This window comes from Psychrobacter sp. FDAARGOS_221 (assembly GCF_002313155.2).
GTDB lineage: Bacteria > Pseudomonadota > Gammaproteobacteria > Pseudomonadales > Moraxellaceae > Psychrobacter.
In genome coordinates this window covers 763,567-782,888 of the sequence record NZ_NWFK02000001.1, presented here as the reverse complement: position 1 = coordinate 782,888, position 19,322 = coordinate 763,567, and the positions used below count along the sequence as shown (strand labels likewise).

The 19,322-nt window shown below is 41.5% G+C and carries 17 protein-coding genes and 2 other RNA genes; 6 read left to right on the top strand and 13 right to left on the bottom strand.

Annotated features, from left to right (window positions below; genetic code table 11):
- Positions 1–69: 69 nt before the first annotated feature.
- Positions 70–166: signal recognition particle sRNA small type (gene ffs / locus A6J60_RS03285), an RNA gene on the top strand.
- A gap of 257 nt (positions 167–423) precedes the next feature.
- Positions 424–1,608, top strand: a complete 1,185-nt coding sequence (locus A6J60_RS03280) for a CinA family nicotinamide mononucleotide deamidase-related protein (protein WP_096064718.1) — start codon at positions 424–426, stop codon at positions 1,606–1,608.
- Positions 1,609–1,758: 150 nt separating this feature from the next.
- Here the strand turns inward: A6J60_RS03280 and A6J60_RS03275 are convergent, their stop codons facing one another.
- The 6 genes from A6J60_RS03275 to rpsF form a co-directional block, all read right to left on the bottom strand.
- Positions 1,759–2,400 carry a DUF2939 domain-containing protein gene (locus A6J60_RS03275; protein ID WP_096064717.1) on the bottom strand — a complete coding sequence of 214 codons (642 nt, stop codon included), beginning with the start codon at positions 2,398–2,400 and terminating at the stop codon, positions 1,759–1,761.
- Between the two features lie 151 nt (positions 2,401–2,551).
- Positions 2,552–3,433, bottom strand: a complete 882-nt coding sequence (locus A6J60_RS03270; protein ID WP_127891428.1) for a HEAT repeat domain-containing protein — start codon at positions 3,431–3,433, stop codon at positions 2,552–2,554.
- Between the two features lie 324 nt (positions 3,434–3,757).
- Positions 3,758–4,115, bottom strand: a transfer-messenger RNA (tmRNA) gene (gene ssrA, locus A6J60_RS03265).
- Positions 4,116–4,329: 214 nt separating this feature from the next.
- Positions 4,330–4,842 carry a 50S ribosomal protein L9 gene (gene rplI, locus A6J60_RS03260; protein ID WP_096064715.1) on the bottom strand — a complete coding sequence of 171 codons (513 nt, stop codon included), beginning with the start codon at positions 4,840–4,842 and terminating at the stop codon, positions 4,330–4,332.
- A gap of 19 nt (positions 4,843–4,861) precedes the next feature.
- Positions 4,862–5,089 (bottom strand): 30S ribosomal protein S18, encoded by a 228-nt coding sequence (gene rpsR / locus A6J60_RS03255; RefSeq protein WP_019672669.1) that lies wholly within the window; start codon positions 5,087–5,089, stop codon positions 4,862–4,864.
- A gap of 26 nt (positions 5,090–5,115) precedes the next feature.
- Entirely contained in the window at positions 5,116–5,511 is a 396-nt protein-coding gene (gene rpsF, locus A6J60_RS03250) for a 30S ribosomal protein S6 (protein WP_096064714.1), read from the bottom strand.
- 642 nt (positions 5,512–6,153) lie between these two features.
- Between rpsF and A6J60_RS03245 the strand changes: the two genes are divergently transcribed.
- From A6J60_RS03245 to A6J60_RS03230, 4 genes are all read left to right on the top strand, one after another.
- Entirely contained in the window at positions 6,154–6,861 is a 708-nt protein-coding gene (locus A6J60_RS03245; protein WP_096064713.1) for an NAD(P)H-binding protein, read from the top strand.
- Between the two features lie 156 nt (positions 6,862–7,017).
- The gene (rraA, locus tag A6J60_RS03240; protein WP_096066447.1) at positions 7,018–7,533 is read left to right on the top strand and encodes a ribonuclease E activity regulator RraA; all 516 of its coding nucleotides are present in this window, start codon (positions 7,018–7,020) and stop codon (positions 7,531–7,533) included.
- A gap of 403 nt (positions 7,534–7,936) precedes the next feature.
- Positions 7,937–11,716: a transcription-repair coupling factor gene (gene mfd / locus A6J60_RS03235; RefSeq protein WP_193778017.1), complete on the top strand. Its 3,780-nt coding sequence runs from the start codon at positions 7,937–7,939 to the stop codon at positions 11,714–11,716.
- 453 nt (positions 11,717–12,169) lie between these two features.
- Entirely contained in the window at positions 12,170–12,604 is a 435-nt protein-coding gene (locus tag A6J60_RS03230; protein ID WP_096064712.1) for an HIT domain-containing protein, read from the top strand.
- A 322-nt stretch (positions 12,605–12,926) separates the two neighbouring features.
- Here the strand turns inward: A6J60_RS03230 and fdx are convergent, their stop codons facing one another.
- The 7 genes from fdx to A6J60_RS03195 all read right to left on the bottom strand — a co-directional run bounded on the left by fdx (position 12,927) and on the right by A6J60_RS03195 (position 19,179).
- Positions 12,927–13,265, bottom strand: a complete 339-nt coding sequence (fdx, locus tag A6J60_RS03225; protein WP_096064711.1) for an ISC system 2Fe-2S type ferredoxin — start codon at positions 13,263–13,265, stop codon at positions 12,927–12,929.
- A gap of 137 nt (positions 13,266–13,402) precedes the next feature.
- The gene (gene hscA / locus A6J60_RS03220; RefSeq protein ID WP_096064710.1) at positions 13,403–15,373 is read right to left on the bottom strand and encodes a Fe-S protein assembly chaperone HscA; all 1,971 of its coding nucleotides are present in this window, start codon (positions 15,371–15,373) and stop codon (positions 13,403–13,405) included.
- Positions 15,374–15,657: 284 nt separating this feature from the next.
- Entirely contained in the window at positions 15,658–16,212 is a 555-nt protein-coding gene (gene hscB / locus A6J60_RS03215) for a Fe-S protein assembly co-chaperone HscB (RefSeq protein WP_096064709.1), read from the bottom strand.
- A gap of 53 nt (positions 16,213–16,265) precedes the next feature.
- Positions 16,266–16,586 (bottom strand): iron-sulfur cluster assembly protein IscA, encoded by a 321-nt coding sequence (iscA, locus tag A6J60_RS03210; protein ID WP_096064708.1) that lies wholly within the window; start codon positions 16,584–16,586, stop codon positions 16,266–16,268.
- A 300-nt stretch (positions 16,587–16,886) separates the two neighbouring features.
- Positions 16,887–17,288, bottom strand: a complete 402-nt coding sequence (gene iscU / locus A6J60_RS03205; RefSeq protein ID WP_096064707.1) for a Fe-S cluster assembly scaffold IscU — start codon at positions 17,286–17,288, stop codon at positions 16,887–16,889.
- 146 nt (positions 17,289–17,434) lie between these two features.
- Entirely contained in the window at positions 17,435–18,661 is a 1,227-nt protein-coding gene (locus A6J60_RS03200) for an IscS subfamily cysteine desulfurase (RefSeq protein WP_096064706.1), read from the bottom strand.
- Positions 18,658–19,179: an Rrf2 family transcriptional regulator gene (locus A6J60_RS03195; RefSeq protein WP_096064705.1), complete on the bottom strand. Its 522-nt coding sequence runs from the start codon at positions 19,177–19,179 to the stop codon at positions 18,658–18,660. The genes A6J60_RS03200 and A6J60_RS03195 overlap by 4 nt, the downstream gene beginning before the upstream one ends.
- Between the last annotated feature and the right edge of the window lie 143 nt (positions 19,180–19,322).

Below are 19,322 nucleotides of genomic sequence, written 5' to 3'. Positions count from 1 at the left end.
TGGCGCATTAATTTTAATTTTGCACTTGATAATAATCATTTTTTGGTTATAATACGTGCTTGGTGGCTCCATTGGTAGCCTCGCAACAATGTACTATGAACCCCGCCAGGACCGGAAGGTAGCAACGGTAGTAGATACACTGTGTGCCGAGGATGTGCTAGTGGGGCCATCTTTTTTTGCTTAAAATTTGGCCTCAATGAAGCCTAGTTTATATCGCTTAAACTCAAATAATGATTAATCGTAGACACCCAATTGATTAAATAAAAAGGCTTGCCGCTGATGATGTGGTAAGTCTTTTTTTTGTTTGCAATACCATTTAAATAAAAAAACGATACACTACAAAGGCAGACCTGTTGTAAAGTAAGTAGATAATAAGAATCAAATCATAATAGTGAATAACAATAAAATAAACAGGAGCGCAATATGAAAGCGGAAATTATTGCCGTTGGTACAGAATTATTATTAGGGCAAATTCTCAATACCAATGCTCAGTATATGGCGCAAGAGCTGGCAGACTTAGGTGTTGATGTCTATTTTCAGGGCGTGGTCGGTGACAACATGGAGCGAGTCAAAGATGCGTTAAGCATCGCCAGCGCACGTTCAGACTTAATCGTCTGCTGTGGTGGGTTAGGGCCTACTGATGATGACTTAACCAAAGATGCCATTGCTGAATTTACAGGCGCTAAGTTGGTATTAGATCCTGATGCAGAGGCAAAGATACTAGAGTTATTTAAAGACAGACATGAGTCTTTAGTAGCTGCTAACAAAAGACAGGCCAATACCATTGAGGGCAGTCAATTATTAAAAAATGACGTCGGACTAGCGGTTGGCTTTTTATATCAGCATCAACAGACCTATTATGCGGTGTTGCCTGGGCCGCCAAGAGAAATGAAATACATGTTTGAGCATGAGCTTAAGCCAGTATTAGATGAGCTGCTAGGCGACCGTACCAAGCTGTACTCTAAATATCTTAAGTTCGGCGGTATTGGTGAGTCGACTGTAGCCGATAGTTTAAAAGACTTGATTAGCAATCAAGGCGCAGTGTCAGTTGCGCCTTATGCCAATATTGGTGAGGTCACTGTACGCTTATCGGTTAAAGCAAATAGTGAGCAGCAGGCCGAGGCTCAGTTTATCCCGGTTATTGATGACATTAAGCAGCATTTGGCCGATCACTTATATAGTGAAGATAATGAAAGTCTAGAGCAAGTGCTCGGACAGCAACAGATTGCCGACTTTGGTGTGCTAGAAGTCAATACAACTGCTTATTTGACTCATAAAGTATTACACTGGGACGATGCCAACGATAATGTCCAACTCAGTGCCATCAAGCGTATGCAGCCGCCACTCAATCAGCAGATGGTCGAAGACAGCTTTGCGCAATTTGTAAATGATGGACAGTTAAGCAATGCGATTGGCCTGTTCCATTGTCATGACTTACCTTCAGCCAGTACGGCTTCCGGTAAGACGACCAAAACCTTCTTTATTGGTTTGTGCGTGAATGGTAAAACCTCAGTGATTGAGCGCGCCTTTATTGGTGATCGACAGGCAGTACATATCCGAGCTGCTAAGACAGCGATATATCTGTTTTTGCAGGCTTATAAGTCTTAAACCTATAAGAGTGTTAACGCAATAGAGTTATCATAAAACTTATAACTTTAAATGTTTAATAGTTAGTACCAAAAAAAGGAGCGTGTTGCTAGAACACGCTCCTTTATTCATTTAGATAATTTATGTATTGTGATGATTAGTCACTGGTTTTTAATTCAAACTTAGCGATTCATCTTCGCCAAAATCAAACATTTCCTCTAATGCTAAATCTGCAGCATCGTCAATTTCTGATCCATTATTATCAAAAGTATCGGCTGGTAGAGCGATACGTGTTACCTTCCAACCTAAACCATCACGGCGCATGATGATGTCCATAGGTTCACCATCATGGTCTTTATTAGATAAAGTGACTTTGAAGGTCTTGTAGCTAACATAGCCTGTTTTGTAGTCTATATTGGGGTTAAGCTCAGCCTCCATTGCTTCTGTAGCGTCTTTTGACTCGTCTTCAGCGTCATCTTGCTGCAAAGGTTCTTTGCCTTGCACCATCATAGCGATACCTTCAGGAGTAACGATGCTATCAACAATAGGGTCTATCATCGCAGTCGCTAGCATAGCACCTAATGCTTCAAAACCATCTGCGTCCTCTTTAGCCACTTCTTTCATCAGCTGAGCATTGATTTGATCTTTTAGACTTTGTTTGACGCTTGGAAAGTCAATATGTTCTGACAACACGTCAGCATTGCCTTCTAAGGCTGCATTTTTAATGCTTCTTAACGCCAAATAAGGTGAGGCATATAAATAGGCGGCAATAATGACAACAATAGCAGCAATCCATATAAAAGGTTTCTTCACACTTATCCCCTAAATATTAATTTTTAGTAAAATAAAGAAACATATTATAAAATAAAGTGAGTATTTAGCAAAATTTAAACAGGTTATTAAGATTGGTTTGTTTAAAACAAAGCATCAGATTAATGCAAATATGAGTGTGAATGACGTTGGGCTAGATCCGAGTTGTATTGTTAACAACAGGGAACTTTTTAGCTTGCTGTTGCCAATAATCCATCTGCTTCTCATATTGATTTGGATATTCATTATTTAGCGCCTCATAGGTGTCGGCAAGAATATCGATGGCCTTAGGGCTGCCTTTATCAGCCAAGGCGATCAAATCAGATATTAAAACCTCACGACAAGTAGGATCACTGTCTTTTAACATCTCTTTTATGAGTACCGCCTGAGCATCTTTAGAGCCGGCTTTTGCAAGTATAGCGAACAAACTCTTTTCAAGCTCATCATCAAATGAGGCATCAGTATCGGATAATACAGCATCATTACCCTCCAATAAGGCAAAATCATCACTGTCTGTTAAGGAGTACACAGCGACAAGATAGGCTAAACCTGATATGTTGCCAGGATTTTCTAGTTCCCAATAATCGATAACTCTGGACAAATAAATGATCGCTTCATCATCATCTCTAGGTATATATTCCCCTGTTATATAGGCTCGATATAAGCCTGACAAAAAGTGTGTCGCCTCTTCTAATGAAAAACTATCCGTCCCAAGCAAAGCAACAAACTCATCATCAGAACCAAAATAAAAGCGATGTGGCGGGTCAGTGGGATCCGTCGATAAGATATACTTCTGCGCAAATCGGTGCCCTTTCTCTAAGCCTTCAGCGTGTTCTTTATTCACAACTAGCGGCTGACTACGTTTTATGATAGGTAGGGTAGGTGCTTGATGCTGTGCATGACATTGAGCGACAACCGCAGGCTCTGGTGTTATATGCAACGCACGGGTATTGTCTGTATTTGCATGGCTGCTGATGCTGCATAGCATGCTGGTACACAATAAGGGGGTTAATATCATTCTTGAAAGCGATAGCATATCTGTCCTTAGAATTTGGTATTTTGACTTTTAACTATCGATAATAACAGAGTGTCATAGCTTTTAACGGCCACTACCAACAAAAATACCAACAATTATTGCTCAGAACTAGAATAGTTGGTTAAATAACCGGTATTTTAAAATATGAGTTAACTATAGATGGTCACCAGTATTAAAGGTTTGATTATATTGGAAGGGTGTTGCGTTGTTATATTAAAACCAGTTAAAACAATGAGTTAACAAAATTCTTAGCCGAATTGATGGCAAAAAAAAGCCCCTCAATCGAGGGGCTGAATTTTATATACTTATATCACTTACAATATTTGGTGGAGATGGCGGGAGTTGAACCCGCGTCCGCCAGCACTACGCTCATGACTCTACATGTTTAGGGTCTGTCTTTGGTTTTAACCCGCACCGAACCGACAGTCAGGTTGGATAGGGCGATCCTTTAAGTTTGAACCCAAATACCTAAGGCAGATATTTGAGCGAACCCATATGCGTGCGCTTCAACTCGTCTAACCCACTATGGGTAAAGGGCAGAGGAGTAAGCAGGGTTTAAGCTGCTAGAGCGTAAGTTTCGTCGTTTGCGACTATAACAATATATGTTTGATTTACGAGAGGACATATACTCTCGACATGCATCATTGAGTTTCATCACCAGCGTCGAAGCCAGAACATCCCCAATGGAACGAGACATTATACATAAATATTGCCTACTATGCAAGATAGAGCGGATAACTGTGCTATGCCAGCACTCATATGCATACTCTTATAGACATAATAGGTTTATTTGGACATTAAAAAAGCCAGCCGAAGCTGACTTTTTTATTCAACTGGTTTAATTACAACCAGTCTATTTGTACTTTATATCTTAGTACGTACTTAAAAAGAAGGAATTACTCTTCTTCTTCAGCGGCTTCTTGTTGCTCTTCTTGCTGCTGAGTCGCTGCTTGTACGTTACCATCTTCAGAAAGAATGGTTACTAGGATGTTAGCGAAGATATCGTGGTGTAGCTGGATATCAACATTGTATTCGCCAACTTGACGTAAAGTACCTTCTGGTAGTTTAACTTCAGAACGGTCAACTTCAAGACCTGATTTGGTTAGGGCATCAGCGATGTCGCGAGTACCGATAGAACCAAATAGTTTACCGTCTTCACCAGATTTAGCGCGCATGATAACGTTAACGTCAGTTAATGCTTCAGCACGTTTTTGAGCAGCGGCTAACTCTTCAGCTTCGATAGCTTCAAGTTCAGCACGACGTGCTTCAAATCTTTCAACGTTTGCTGGTGTTGCTGGTAATGCTTTACCTTGTGGGATAAGGTAGTTACGACCGTATCCTGCTTTTACATCCACAGTTTCGCCAAGTTTACCAAGGTTGACGATACGCTGTAATAAAATAACTTGCATGAGTCACTCCTAAGTTGGCTTACTTATGGTTGTCAGTGTATGGAAGCAATGCTAAGTAACGAGCTTGTTTGATAGCAGTTGCTAATTGACGCTGATATTTGTTAGACGTACCAGTGATACGGCTAGGAACAATTTTACCATTGTCACTGATGTATTGTTTTAATAGTTCAACATCTTTATAGTCGATGTGAGTAATACCTTCAGCGGTAAAACGGCAAAATTTGCGACGGCGATAAAAACGTGCCATGGATCTTCTCCTTAAATGAGCTTAAATTAGTCGTCAGAATCGTCGTTAGACTCATTATCCTGATCGTTGTCGGTTTGAGGCGCTTTACGAGCACGCTTCTCATCAGCACTTTTCGCTAGTTGAGATGGCTCAGTGATAGCGTCTTCACGACGAACAACTAGGCTACGGATAATAGCGTCGTTATAACGGAATAGCTCTTCAAGCTCTGCTAGAGTGTCACCATCACACTCTATGTTAAATAGAACATAGTGTGCTTTATGGATTTTGTTAATTGGATACGCCAACTGACGACGGCCCCAGTCTTCAAGACGATGAACCATGCCATTGTTGTCTTGAACTAATTTGATATATCGCTCAACCATTCCGACTACTTGGTCGCTTTGGTCAGGGTGTACGATAAGCACCACTTCGTAATGTCGCATTTAAGACTCCTTACGGATTAGTAGCCATTGACCCCATGTCAACAGCAAGGAGATTTATAGCAGATGCAGAATAAGGTGCATCTACGGTGAAATAAATAGCTGTTATTGTTTTAGAATTAGAACAATAACAAAATAATTTACTTATTGCTATAAAGCGCGGGATTATACCAGTTATACCAGCTTTTGACAAGCTTTGTATCAAATGATTTCAGGAGCCAATAACTGATTGAGCCATTAGTGAAAAATGTTTACAGTAATCTGCTGCTATTCGTTAAGCTCTTGAGAACATCACAGTGACAGGGGTGATAGTTTGACAATTTTGCCCGTTTAAAAATTATAATATTTCGACAGTTTTGGCGTAGGTTAAAATCATTTAAGACCAGTTATAGAGCTTTCGTGACACAACATAATATTTAATGATGACCCAAGTTAAAACTCAATAAGAACAGTTTGAAAAGTATTTAAGCGTAGGGTTGTTAAGGGTTTAAACAGGCTTTGTAATAAAAAAATACAAGCTGCTTGTTTAATTATCCTGCGCTATGTGGTTATATAAATTTAAAAGTCAGTTGTGGTTATCAGGCCACATCCAAGGTATTCGTGCTGTAAGTATGACGATATCACGTTATCAAATAGGTATCATTTATGAAGCGTAAAGCCATAGTAATAGGCGCAACAGGGCTGGTAGGGCGACATTTGGTTCGCCAGCTTAGTTTGATGTACGACAGTTTGATTATTATCGCAAGAAAGCCGCCTGAGCACATTTCAGCCAGTATGCAGTTTTATCAACTGGGTGATTTTAGCAACTTAGAAGAGGTCATGTCGGGTATCGCTATTGGTGCCGATACTGATGCCTTCACTTGTTTGGGTACTACCATGAAGCAGGCCGGTAGTGAAGAAGATTTCAGACGTATTGATTACGATTACAATTTAAGCTTTGCTAACAGTTGCCGTGAAAAAGGGGTGCAGCGCTTCTTTTTATTGTCAGCATTAGGCGCGGACAGTGACAGCCGGTTTTTTTACAATAGAGTCAAAGCAGAGCTTGAGACCGATGTGCGCGCGCTTGGATTTAAGCAGTTATTGATTTTCCGTCCTTCTTTATTGTTAGGTAAGCACAAAGGTCGTCTATTAGAAAATGGTGCTCAGGCGGCGTACAAATTGTTCTCGCCTTTGGTACCAAAAACAATGAAATATCGACCTATTGAAGCACAGCGTGTGGCAGCAGCAATGGTGTTGTGTGCGCAAGATTTGCACGAGCGTCACAAGTTTATCAAACAAGATAGGTATGCTGAGCAGCCGAACCAGGTCACTGTGATTGACAATAAACAGCTGCTGACAATGACGCAGCTTTAAACTATCATTGTTATAAACGGTAGTGATACGTATCGTTTTATCAATGATGTTTTAGCTCAAGTTAACCAACATCATATCCAACTTTATATCTAGTTTTATAACTAACGACAGTCAATAACGAACAACTATATAAGGGAATAAATAGCCATGACTAACATGACCAAAACTGACTTTGTAACTTGTGATCTATTAGATGCCAACCCTGAAAGCCAAGTATGCCTGCCTAACATCGAAGGCAAGTCTTTTTATAGCTTTGGCGGTAAAGATAAGTTTTGCGGTGAGATTGTCACTGTTAAATGTTTTGAAGACAATAGCCGTGTTAAAGAGCTGTTAAATAGTGACGGACGTGATGCCAATGGTGACGGCAAAGTGCTGGTTGTTGATGGCGGTGGCTCAATGCGCTGTGCACTGCTTGGAGATATGATTGCTCAATCAGCCATTGATAATGGTTGGGCCGGTGTCATTGTTTATGGCTGTGTGCGCGATGTCGATGATATGGCACAGATGGATATCGGTGTGATGGCATTGGGCTGTATCCCTCGCAAATCAACCCGCCGCGGTGAAGGTCAGACAGATCTAGAAATTAGCTTTGGTGATTTGACTTTAAATTCAGGCATGCATGTGTATGCGGATAACAACGGTATCATTGCCAGCGATAAGCCACTGCTATAAAGGTTTTTTGAAAACAGCCAGTGGATTAGAGTACTTGTCACATAAAAGAGTGACTATATAAAACTCACTACTAAAAGTGACTATTAAATAACCATTGAAATAGTTAATACAGAAAATTAATACGGTTAGGGGTATGCCAAAGGGTATGTCCCTAAATTGTGGTTTTCTTTTTTTATGACATGTTTTTGCTGTCAGTTTTGCTATTTATTCAAATGAATGACCTGCCTGTTTATTTTAGATGGTTTTCGTTTGTTATACCTGAAGTGCTAGTTCGTATTAACTGAAATAGTTAAGTTTGCTTTCGTTGTTTTATACAATGTTATTTTTATCATTATTAATACCTTATTGATTTTAATAGATTAGCGTCTTATTTTTTATAAAAAAGGATAAAAGTCACAATATCATGCCGAAACTAACGCCTAACCAACCTGCGCATCCGCTTACCAAGATGTTTACTGCTGTTAATGAGCAATTATTTCCAATAGACAATGCGCAGCGGCGCTGGCTATATCCTGCGCATAGTGCAGCAGGTAGCCTGTGGTTAGCAAGCTTATCCAACTGCCCGGTCGCTGATGTTGCCAATCGCTTAAAAGTGGTGGTCACCAAGGACCAAAATCAGCTCAATCAAATTGAAACTGAATTGGCGTTTTGCGGTGTTGATGCCTATGTATTCCCAGACTGGGAAACTTTGACCTATGACGAGCTGTCACCGCATCAAGACATTGTCAGTGAGCGTATCAATCTTCTGACTGATATGCCTAAAAGTGGCATTTTACTCATTAGCATTCAAACCCTAATGCAGCGCATGGCACCGCCAAGCTGGTTGATTGGCCAGCACTTTGACTTGAGTGTCGGTGATATCTTCGATATTGAAGCGCAGCGTGAAATGTTAACCGCGGCAGGCTATCGTGCGGTTGATAATGTGTTTGAGCCAGGTGAGTTTGCGGTTCGTGGTAGTGTGATTGATATCTTTGCGATGGGTCAGCCATTTCCACTGCGTTTGGATTTATTCGATGATGAAATTGAAACCATCCGCTTCTTTAATCCTCAGACCCAGCGCACCTTATCGACTCAAACGCTGGTTGACTTGGTAGCTGGTCAATCTGATGCAGATACTGCCAGTCGCCACGATCTGACCGTAGAATCTTTATCGCTGCTGCATAAGCTGCCAGATGTGTCTAAGCCGATTACTCAGTTTCAAATCTTGCCGGCCAAAGAGTTTCCGCTTGAAGACGGTAAAGAGACTTTCCGTACCAACTTTGCTGCCATGTTCCCGAAAGTGAGCAGTCGAAAATTTGAGCTGCACAAAGATGTCATGGCCGGTATTGCCAGCAGTGGTCTTGAGTATTATCAGCCGCTGTTTTTTGAGTTAGAGGATTGGAATCAAACTGGTCATTTATTCTCCTATTTACCTAAAGATGCGCTGTTTATCATTGATGAAAATAGTGCAGAAACCCAAGCCGATTATTGGTCTCAAATACAACGTCGCTATGAAGAGCGCCGTCACGATATTGATAAGCCTATCTTGGATCCAACGCTGCTGTATTTGCCCAGTAATGAGGTCAATCAAAAGCTAAATGACTATCCTCGAATCCTTTTAAGCCAGAAAGACTTAGCCAGTGCGGATATTTCGCAAACTGGTAAGGTGCGTTTGCCTGCACTGAACACACCAGAGCTGCCAGTGAGTCATCAAAAAGCTGAGCCGTTAGCAGAGCTGCTTACCTATGCCAGTGGTCACTGGGGCGAAGCGGAGGCCGAGCAGGCACTAATCGAAGCCGTTAAGCAGACAGATGCTGCGAATCAGATAGATACCGAAAATCAAAGCCAAACACAGCGTCCGATATTGGTAGTAGCAGAAACGGCTGGTCGCCGTGAAATCTTACTCGAGCTGTTTAAGGATAAGCTGAATGTAAAAACTTTTGATAGCTTTCATGACTTTCTTCACAGCCCCTTATATCAACAACAGTCAACAGCAGAGGGTGCTAAGCCAACGGTTGGCCTGACCATTGCGCCGATTGAACGTGGTGCTGTCATCTATCAGCAGTTGTCTATCATTAGTGAGACTCAGCTGTTTGGTAGACAAGTGTTGCAAACGCGTCGACGTCGTCAGAGTGATGTGTCAGAAGAATTCTTGATTAAGAGTGTCACCGAGCTTACCGAGGGTAGCCCTGTGGTGCATATCGATCAAGGCATCGGTCGCTATCATGGACTGGTCACCATTGATGTCGGTGAGGGCGAGCAAGAGTTTATTCATTTAAAGTATGCTGATGATGCCAGTATCTATGTGCCAGTTGCCAATCTACAGCTTATCAGTCGCTATAGTGGCGGAGACCCTGCGTTGGCACCACTGCATAAAATTGGTAGTGGTAAATGGGATAAGGCCAAGCAAAAAGCGTTAGAGCAAATCCATGATGTCGCAGCTGAGCTGCTTAATATGCAGGCACGTCGACAGGCCAAAGAGGGCATTCACTTTAAAGTAGATACTGCGCAGTACGAGCTATTTGCCAGTCAATTTGCCTTTGAAGAGACCCCAGATCAGGCCAATGCAATTGATGCTGTCATGCATGATATGAAGCAGAATAAACCGATGGATCGTCTGATCTGTGGTGATGTCGGCTTTGGTAAGACAGAAGTTGCCATGCGCGCTGCATTTATTGCGGTTAACAGTGGCTATCAAGTAGCTGTATTGGTGCCGACGACCTTGCTGGCTGGTCAGCACGAAGACAACTTTAAGGACCGCTTTGCTGATTGGCCGATTCGGGTTGAAACCTTGTCACGTTTTGGCGGCAAAAAATATCAAGATCAGGTGCTGGCAGACTTAGCTGATGGCAAAGTCGATATCGTTATCGGTACTCATAAAATACTGCAAAAAGACGTTAAGTTTGCCAATCTTGGCTTGATGATTGTTGATGAAGAGCACCGCTTCGGGGTGCGTCATAAAGAGCGTATTAAAGCCTTACAAAGCGATGTTGATAGCTTGTCTATGACAGCAACTCCAATTCCACGAACCTTGAATATGGCACTCACTGGCATGCGTGACATGTCGATTATTGCCACACCGCCAGCACGCCGCTTAGCGATTAAAACTTTTGTGATGCAAAAAACAGATCAGCTGATGAAAGAGGCTATCTTGCGTGAGCTATTACGTGGTGGTCAGGTGTATCTGCTGCACAATGATGTGGCCAGTATTGAGCGAATGGCAGAAAATATCCGTGAATTGGTGCCTGAAGCTCGTGTTGGTGTGGCACACGGTCAGATGAATGAGCGTGGTCTTGAGCAGGTGATGCAGCAGTTTTATCATAAAAAGTTTAACGTGTTAGTCTGTACCACTATCATTGAGACCGGTATCGATGTGCCAAACGCCAATACCATTATCATTGAACGTGCTGATAAGTTTGGTTTGGCGCAGTTGCACCAGCTGCGTGGCCGTGTGGGTCGTAGTCACCATCAAGCATACTGTTATCTACTTGTGCCTTCTATTAAAGGGCTTAAAGGCGATGCCAAAAAGCGTCTGACTGCGATTGAGCGTGCCAATACGCTAGGGGCAGGTTTTATGCTGGCGAGCGAAGACCTAGAGATTCGTGGTGCAGGCGAGATATTGGGCAAACAGCAAAGCGGTAATATGCAAGCTATCGGCTTTAGTCTGTATATGGATATGCTGGAGCGCGCAACTAAGGCCATTAAGGCAGGAAAAGAGCCTGATTTAAATACGCCACTGTCGTTAACCAGTGATATTAATTTGCATTGTTCGGCTTTGATTCCAGAAGACTATGTCAATGACGTGCCACAGCGTTTATTGTTCTATAAGCGTATTAGTAATGCGCAAGACAAAGACGTGCTGACTGATATTCGCACTGAGATGATAGACCGTTTTGGTGCCTTACCAGATCAGACCAAGCAGCTGTTTGCGATTCATCAGCTGCGTGTACAAGCTGAGCCACTGGCCATTTATAAGATTGATGCGACATCTAATAGTGTGGTGTTAGAGTTTGCACCAGATACACCAGTCGATGCGTTAGCTATCATTCAGTTAATCCAATCAGATGGCAATCGTTATCGAATGCATGGGGCATCAGGAATACGATATACCAACCCCGATAAGCTTGAAACACCGCAGCAGAGGGTAACAGTGGTGCGTGACTTGTTAACCCATTTTTCTAAACATGTAAACCAAGAGGGCTAAATCAATTCGCGTTTTAAAGGGTGACCATATTCTGTAGCTTTTATCTATAACTGTAGTCTAAAAACTGTAATCCATAACGGTCACCCTGTCTGCAAACTGTCTTTATTGCTTAATATAACTGTCATTTAATATGCGTATATTATATAGTCGTAGTCCAAGCACTACTTCAAGTAGAAATTAATAGAGCTTAACTCTATATAATACCGATAATAATTGACATATAAGGAGCAATAAACAATGAAAACGTTAGTGCAGAATATAGATCTTGCCGTTGATTTAGAGGATTTACAGGTGCCAGACTGGCACGATGATGATGCCGAAGATGCGATGGAGATGTAATTGCTAATAATATATTAGCGTCAAGATTAAAGATGCGAGTGCATCTATAATATCTTGTCAATACCTGATAAAATATTGGTTTGCAGAATCATTACAATAACTAAGAGAGCCAATATGTTTCAACTTCATCCAACACTTGCTAAAGATTCGTTTTTAGTTGGGGATTTTCCATTATCAACGTGTCGTCTAATTAATGATTGTCAGTTTCCTTGGTTGATATTGGTCCCTAGAGTGGCTGGTGTACAAGAGATTTATGAGTTATCCGCGGCGGATCAAGCTCAATTTTTGCGTGAGTCAAGCTGGTTATCTAGCCAGATGGCTAAAACCTTCAATGCAGATAAGATGAATGTGGCTGCACTCGGTAACCAAGTGCCTCAATTACACTTCCATCATATTGTGCGTTACCAAAACGATTTAGCATGGCCAAATCCAGTGTGGGGCACGCCAGCTGTTGCTTACACTCAAGAAGTATACTTGGCAATGCAGCAAACCTTGATGATGGCGTTAAGAGGTCATAATCAAATGCCATTTGACTGGCAAATGCAGTAGGTTGTTTGTAGGTGCTCAGTAAATAAGTTGCTCAGTAAATAAATCGCTCAGTAAATAAATCGCATCATACCTACTTCTAAATATAAAAGTGTCTAAATAGATAAATAAGCAGTGAGTTGTTGCGTACGAATCGAATGAAGTCATCATCGAATACAGTGCGAATGCAGTGATAATAGCTTGCCAATCTATTGAATTAAAGTATTATCATCAGATTTGAGTTATAAAAAAAGACACCCAATGTTCAATTGGGTGTCTTTTTTTGTTGAATGACTGTTTTTTTAAATGTCTATCAATTAACCATATCAGCTGTTACAGCCAGTTATTAATGGTTTTCGCTAGCATGGTTAATGGTATATTTAGGTATCTCAACCACCAGATCGGTATCTTCAATCATCACCTGACAAGACAGGCGTGAATCAGGCTCAAGCCCCCAGGCTCTGTCTAGTAGATCCGCCTCAATATCGTCCATTTCGTCTAGGCTATTGAAGCCTTTACGCACGATAACGTGACAAGTAGTGCAGGCTTTAGACATCTCACAGGCATGTTCAATTTTAATGCCCTTATCTAATAGACCTTTACATAGGTTTTCGCCAGTTTCTAATTCAACTTCTGTGCCTTCTGGGCAGATTTCATGATGCGGTAGTATCGTAATTTTTGGCATAAAATTTTCCAGTATTAAATGTTTAAAATTTTCTATTTAAATCGTTTTGTTAACTATCAATCTATTTGAGCAAGCACTGCATGAGCTAAGATATTTAGCTTTTAAGCTAATTCGTTGGATAAACCTAAAAAGCTAGATTATTGTGCCCAGTCTTCAGTGCTGGTACCTGAAAGTGATTGCTTCACGCTTTGATCCATAATACGTGATGCGAATAAATCACTGAGCGGTTTTAGTTGAGCTTGCTTGGCTTCGATTTCTGCTTTTAATGCTTCCAAATCAGTGTCGTTATCTGATGAGGTCGAAACCTTGTTTAACGCACTGCCTAAATGCTGCATGGCTTGCTGCAGTGCGCTAACTTCATCTGAGCTTAGTAGGCTTTGGAACTCTTGTAGTGCAGATTGTAGCGCTAATATCTCACGCTCTGACTCTACTTTCGCTTCAATTAAGCTGCGGGCTATTTTGTCATGCTCTGCATTTTCAAAACCAGCACTCAGTAGCTGTTCTTGTTGCTCATCACTTAAACCATATGATGGTGTGATTTTAATATCACTTTTCACGCCAGAAGTGGCTTCAAAAGCACTTACAGATAATTGACCATTGGCATCAATATCAAAGGTAACTTCAATGCGGGCCAAGCCTGCCTTCATTGGAGGGATGCCATACAGCTCAAAGCGGCCAAGAGATCGGTTGTGCTCAACGGTATCACGCTCGCCTTGGACCACATGGATAACCATACCAGTTTGGCCATCTTGATAGGTAGTAAAGGTCTGCTTTTTGGCAACTGGAATCGGCGTATTACGTGGGATTAGGACTTCCACTAAGCCGCCCATGGTCTCAAGCCCTAGTGATAGCGGGGTGACATCTAGCAATAATACATTATTAGATTTGTCTTTTTTAATCAGTTGTTCGGCAACTTGCGCAGCGCCTAGAGCAACCACTTCATCTGGATTTAGATGCGCCAAAGGCTCTTTGTTGAAGAACTTCTGCACAGCTTGTTGCACCACAGGCATACGTGTAGAGCCGCCAACCATAATAATTTCGTCTAGCTGTTCAGGCTCAATATCAGCATCACGCATGACCTGTTCACAGGTAGAGATAGTACGGCGTGTTACAGGATCAACGATATTTAACAAATCAGCTGAGCTTAATTGACCTTGCCACTGATGGCCGTCGACATCAATTGCGACATCAACGCTGTCATTATGAGTTAGTGCTTGCTTATAGCTTTCTGCTTTGCGTGCAATATGAGTGCGCTGTTGTGCGCTAAGATCAGCTGGACTCAAGCCGGCTTGTTTTAATAACCAGCCCATAATTAAGCGGTCCATGTCATCACCACCTAAGGCACTGTTACCACCGGTCGCCAATACTTCGAACACACCTTCATTCATTTTTAGCAATGACACATCAAAGGTGCCGCCGCCTAAGTCATAAATAAGGTAGATTTTTTCATCAGAATCATCCGCAGTGCGATCCAAGCCATAAGCGACAGCCGCTGCTGTTGGCTCATTCAGTAAGCGTAAAACATTCAAACCAGCAAGTTTTGCGGCATCTTTAGTCGCTTGACGCTGCGCTTCATCAAAATAAGCCGGAACCGTAATCACAGCCCCTTTGATACTGTCATCTGGTAATGCTAGTTGAGCACGATGCTGCAGACTGCGTAAGATTTCAGCAGATACTTCAACAGGAGATACCTCACCTTGTGCAGTGACAAAAGAAGGCATCGCCTCTTTGGTTGTCTCACTAGATTTTAGCTGATACGGGTGTGAGAACTTAATGTCATTGATGCTACGGCCCATAAAGCGCTTGGCTGAAATAATGGTATTTGCAGGATCGGTTTCAAAATAGGCTAGGGCAGTACTACCGATAACCGGTGCGCTAATCTGATCTTGATTACCATAATAAACTACCGAAGGAAGCAGGGTGTCTGTCTGTTTCTCTGCGCCGTCATTTTGATCTGATGCAGCTGCTGGGTCTTTTAATAGGGCTGCTTTGCCTGAGCGAACAACCGCTACCATGGAGCGTGTTGTGCCTAAGTCGATACCTAGAGCATATTGATGTTCATGCGGTTTTGCACTTTGGTTGGGTTCGGCAATTTGTAATAAGGACATAACACACTCAATTTATGGCTAATAGTGAAAAATATAATGAATTTAAAATTTAAAAATATAATCAGGGTGCTTGCAGGCTAGTGTAATTAACAGCCAGTAGCAAACAGATAAAACTAAAACAGCGCTCTTATAACCATCGGCGCATAGGTCTTTTATAATTATATTGTCAAAACAGTCAGCCAGTTCAATCTTTTACCAGCTTAGTCTTTTATTTAGTCTTTAAATAGGTTGTCTTGAAAACGTTTTATCTGTAATACGATATAGCTTATAAGCACCATAATCGCTTATAGATACAGCTCGTCATCGTCATCAGGTTGCTGATGGCTGTTATCGATTGCTGTATCCATATCTTTTTTTAGTTTGACTAAAAACTTCAGTTTTTGGGTTGCATCCATCGCCGTTGACCAATCTTGCTGATTATAAGCAGTTTCAAAGCGATTAGAATGCGTTTCAATACGCTGCTCAGCTTTGGACTTTAAAGATTTGATAGTGGCTAGGTCGGCTGACCCTTCCGCATCATCTAATGCCATACGCATATCCATCGCATCATCTAAGAAATCTAAATCAGCAATAGAGTGATCGGTATTAAGCTCTTGACCAGATAACTCTAATAAGTAATTTGCACGGCTGTCAGGATGGAGCAAAGTGGCGTAAGCATGGTTAATAATCGCCGAATTCTGCTGAGAAGACGCCGACTCATCGCTGCTTAGATTATCAGGGTGAAACTGCTGTTGTAGCTGTCTTAAGCGTTTGCTTAATTGAGACGTATCGATATCAAACGCAATAGGCTGCTCAAAAAGAGCAAAAAAATTAGCGAAGGTAGGCGTGTTATCAGACATAGGCTTAGATGCTATTTATTGATATAAAAAAATAAAAAGGGGATGGTACGAGACTATACAGTGAAAGACTCACCACAGCCACATTCACCCTTTTGGTTAGGGTTAGTGAACTTAAAGCCTTCGTTTAAGCCTTCTGTGACATAATCCATGTGCAGACCATCTAAGTAAACTTTACTTTTTGGGTCAACAAAGATATTAACACCATGGCTATGGTATTTAACGTCGACATCGTTTGGCTCATCTACAAACTCTAACACATAGGCCAGCCCTGAACATCCAGAGGTGCGAATACCCACACGAATGCCTTCACCATGACCACGGTTTTCTAGATAGTCTGTAACGTGTTTTGCGGCACGTTCGGTCAATTCAATCATTGAGACTTTCCCATTGTTAAAACAGTGACTTTAGCTATATATATCATAAGGTATATACAGCATAAGGTATATATTATAAAAGTTAAGGATGTTATAACGATATAGATAAATAAAGGGAGAGTCATTGTTGTTCTCCCTTTTTTAACAAATCGCTATAAACAATCAGCTATAAAGCTATAAACACTACCTAAAGCTAAGTATTTATTAAGCAGTTTTGATTGCTAATCCTTTATTAAATTAGCCTAACATCAGTGACTGATATTATAGCTATTTTCAAACGTAAGCTTAACCGTTGTTAGCTTAGGCGTCAGCGTCAGTTACTTGGCCGCTCTTAGTACGGTAGTCAGTGATGGCTGCTTTAATAGCGTCTTCAGCTAATACTGAGCAGTGAACTTTCACTGGAGGTAGAGCCAATTCTTCAGCAATGTGTTTGTTTTTAATTTCTTCAGCTTGGTCAAGTGTTTTGCCTTTTAGCCACTCGGTCACTAGAGAGCTTGAAGCAATGGCTGAACCACAACCATAAGTTTTAAAACGCGCGTCTTCGATGATGCCATTGTCATCAACTTGGATCTGCAGGCGCATCACATCACCACAAGCTGGTGCACCGACCATACCGGTACCAACGTTTTTGGCGTCTTTGTCTAAGTTACCAACGTTGCGTGGATTCTCATAATGATCAATTACTTTATTACTATAAGCCATGGTAGAACTCCTGGGGTTTAACCTTGAAAATGATTTTGTTTGAACAGCAGCTCATTATTTTGAACTAATTCAATTTAACTAATATCTAACGACTGCTGTTCTATATTTTGTAATTATCTATTTTAACTTGTGTATAAAGCTTAATCTTAGTGTTCAGTCCACTCAACAGAATCTAAATCGACACCGTCTTTATACATGTCCCATAGTGGAGACAAATCTCTTAGTTTATCTACCGCTTCATGAATTTGAGCTAAGATAACATCGATATCTTCTTCAGTAGTGTAACGGCCGAAGCTAAAGCGAATCGAGCTGTGTGCCAATTCGTCTGAGCGACCGATAGCACGTAGTACATATGATGGCTCAAGTGTTGCTGACGTACATGCAGATCCTGAAGATACCGCCATGTCTTTTAATGACATCATCAGTGATTCACCTTCAACAAAGTTAAAGCTGATGTTGACGATATTTGGAATACTGTTTTCAGCATCACCGTTTAAGTAGATCTCTTCGATATCTTGGATGCCATTCCATAACTTGTCATGTAGCTTCTGAGCGTGTTCATGATCTTGTTGTAAGCGTTCAGCAGCGATAGCAAATGCTTCACCCATACCAACGATTTGGTGAGTCGCTAGTGTACCTGAACGCATACCGCGCTCGTGACCACCGCCATGTTGCTCAGCACGTAGACGAACACGTGGCTTACGGCGTACATATAAAGCACCGATACCTTTTGGACCATAGATCTTGTGACCTGAGAAGCTCATTAAGTCTACTTTCATCTGTTCAAGGTCGATTGGTAACTTGCCAGCAGCTTGCGCCGCATCTACGTGGAAAATAACGCCAGCTTCACGAGTAATCTCGCCGATAGCAGCAACATCAGTCACTGTACCTAGCTCGTTATTTACCATCATTAATGATACTAAGATGGTGTCTTCACGAAGCGCTTCTTTTACTTGTTCAGGTAAAATAAGACCTGTGCTTTTTTCAGGTTCGATATAGGTAATTTCAAAGCCTTCTTGCTCTAATTGACGGCAAGTATCTAACACTGCTTTGTGTTCGATTTTACTGGTAATGATATGTTTACCACGGCTTTGGTAGAAATGAGCGGCACCTTTAATAGCAAGGTTGTCTGACTCAGTTGCGCCTGATGTGAAAACAATTTCACGTGGGTCGGCATTGATTAAATCAGCAATTTGTTGACGTGCATTTTCAACGGCTTCTTCTGCCTGCCAACCATAACCGTGTGAGCGTGATGCTGGGTTGCCGAACATGCCATCAAATGTCATGTAGTCTGACATTTTCTTAGCCACTTGTGGATCGACTGGAGTGGTGGCGGCATAGTCTAGATAGATTGGACGATTTGAGTTACTCATGCTGGGTTAACCTCGCTGGCAGAAAATATTATATTCGAATTTGATTTTGATTCAGACGACTCTGTGGCGACATCATAAATAAGTTGCTGTCGATCAGAAACATCTTTCACGTTTTCCATTTGTAGTAGTTGTTCTAACGAGATATTGGTTAGATACTGTTCGATATGCTTTGATAAGGCACACCATAAGTCATGCGTTAAGCACATAGCGCCGCCTTGACAGTTGCCTTTGCCGCCACACTGCATGGCATTCACAGATTCATCGACTGCTGTAATAATTGTCATTACGTCGATGTCTGCCAAAGGCTTGGCCAAGTGATAACCGCCAGATGCTCCGCGAGTACTGGTGACCAATCCCGCTTTACGTAATTTAGAAAATAATTGTTCTAAATATGAGATAGAGATAGATTGACGTTTGGCAATATCAGATAAGGAGACAGCACTTGATGACTCACTATCTTGAATGGCCAAATCAAGTAACGCAGTAACGGCGTATCTTCCTCTAGTTGTTAAGCGCATTGATTGCCTCCACAAAGTGTCTATAAGTTGTTATGTTCGCTATTATAGTTAATCCTGAGTAAAACAGTCAAGATTAATTGGTAACTATTTTGTAAGGGCCTTCTTACGCAAATGCTAAGTGTCGTTTTAAGCCGTTAAAAATT

What these genes read in the sequence shown, in the direction of transcription:
- A6J60_RS03280 (WP_096064718.1), top strand. Translation starts at nt 424, where the DNA reads ATGAAAGCGGAAATTATTGCCGTTGGTACAGAATTATTATTAGGGCAA.
- A6J60_RS03270 (WP_127891428.1), bottom strand. Translation starts at nt 3,433, where the DNA reads ATGCTATCGCTTTCAAGAATGATATTAACCCCCTTATTGTGTACCAGC.
- rplI (WP_096064715.1), bottom strand. Translation starts at nt 4,842, where the DNA reads ATGCAAGTTATTTTATTACAGCGTATCGTCAACCTTGGTAAACTTGGC.
- rpsR (WP_019672669.1), bottom strand. Translation starts at nt 5,089, where the DNA reads ATGGCACGTTTTTATCGCCGTCGCAAATTTTGCCGTTTTACCGCTGAA.
- rpsF (WP_096064714.1), bottom strand. Translation starts at nt 5,511, where the DNA reads ATGCGACATTACGAAGTGGTGCTTATCGTACACCCTGACCAAAGCGAC.
- A6J60_RS03245 (WP_096064713.1), top strand. Translation starts at nt 6,154, where the DNA reads ATGAAGCGTAAAGCCATAGTAATAGGCGCAACAGGGCTGGTAGGGCGA.
- rraA (WP_096066447.1), top strand. Translation starts at nt 7,018, where the DNA reads ATGACCAAAACTGACTTTGTAACTTGTGATCTATTAGATGCCAACCCT.
- mfd (WP_193778017.1), top strand. Translation starts at nt 7,937, where the DNA reads ATGCCGAAACTAACGCCTAACCAACCTGCGCATCCGCTTACCAAGATG.
- A6J60_RS03230 (WP_096064712.1), top strand. Translation starts at nt 12,170, where the DNA reads ATGTTTCAACTTCATCCAACACTTGCTAAAGATTCGTTTTTAGTTGGG.
- fdx (WP_096064711.1), bottom strand. Translation starts at nt 13,265, where the DNA reads ATGCCAAAAATTACGATACTACCGCATCATGAAATCTGCCCAGAAGGC.
- hscA (WP_096064710.1), bottom strand. Translation starts at nt 15,373, where the DNA reads ATGTCCTTATTACAAATTGCCGAACCCAACCAAAGTGCAAAACCGCAT.
- hscB (WP_096064709.1), bottom strand. Translation starts at nt 16,212, where the DNA reads ATGTCTGATAACACGCCTACCTTCGCTAATTTTTTTGCTCTTTTTGAG.
- iscA (WP_096064708.1), bottom strand. Translation starts at nt 16,586, where the DNA reads ATGATTGAATTGACCGAACGTGCCGCAAAACACGTTACAGACTATCTA.
- iscU (WP_096064707.1), bottom strand. Translation starts at nt 17,288, where the DNA reads ATGGCTTATAGTAATAAAGTAATTGATCATTATGAGAATCCACGCAAC.
- A6J60_RS03200 (WP_096064706.1), bottom strand. Translation starts at nt 18,661, where the DNA reads ATGAGTAACTCAAATCGTCCAATCTATCTAGACTATGCCGCCACCACT.
- A6J60_RS03195 (WP_096064705.1), bottom strand. Translation starts at nt 19,179, where the DNA reads ATGCGCTTAACAACTAGAGGAAGATACGCCGTTACTGCGTTACTTGAT.